The sequence below is a fragment of the Anaerotignum faecicola genome, assembly GCA_024460105.1.
Classification (GTDB): domain Bacteria; phylum Bacillota; class Clostridia; order Lachnospirales; family Anaerotignaceae; genus JANFXS01.
On the sequence record JANFXS010000150.1, the window covers coordinates 1 to 514 of the forward strand.

At 56.0% G+C, this 514-nt stretch carries 1 protein-coding gene; it reads left to right on the forward strand.

From position 1 onward, the window contains the following. Positions 1-514, forward strand: a 514-nt coding sequence (locus tag NE664_13230; protein MCQ4727594.1) for a hypothetical protein, incomplete at both ends; no start/stop codon positions are given.

A 514-nucleotide genomic window follows, 5' to 3' on the forward strand; every position in this document is an offset into this window, starting at 1 on the left:
GACGGCACGCAGGAAAACCGGAGGCGGAGATCGAGAAAGGGCAGGGCCCTCTATATTCTGGGCGGCTGCTGTTTTCAGCAGGGGGAATCAGAGGCCGCGGGCGGTTACGTGGTGCGGGCAGCCAATGAGGCGGACGGGCAGCAGGAGCGGATGGGATATCTCCAGTACCTTGCCCACATTCTCTGCGAATCAAAACAGTATGAACGGGCGGTAGATGTCTGTGATCAGATGACAGCAGAGGACGAAAATTACTATCCGGCCTATCTCCTCAGGCAGGAGGCGTGTTATGAGCTGAGAAAGGGGCAGCAGGTGGTGGATGATTACCACCGGGCGGTAGGCATTTTCGCCGGCTATTATAAGCCGTATCTTCTGGCGGCGCAGGTCTTTTTTTACCACAATCAGTTTGAAGACGCCAAGGAGGTCATCGACCGGGCCAGGGAGAACGGTGCAGAGTTTTCCAGCTGCTTAAAGCTGTATGAGGTGAAGGTTCTGCGCAACCTGGCCAGAACGAAAG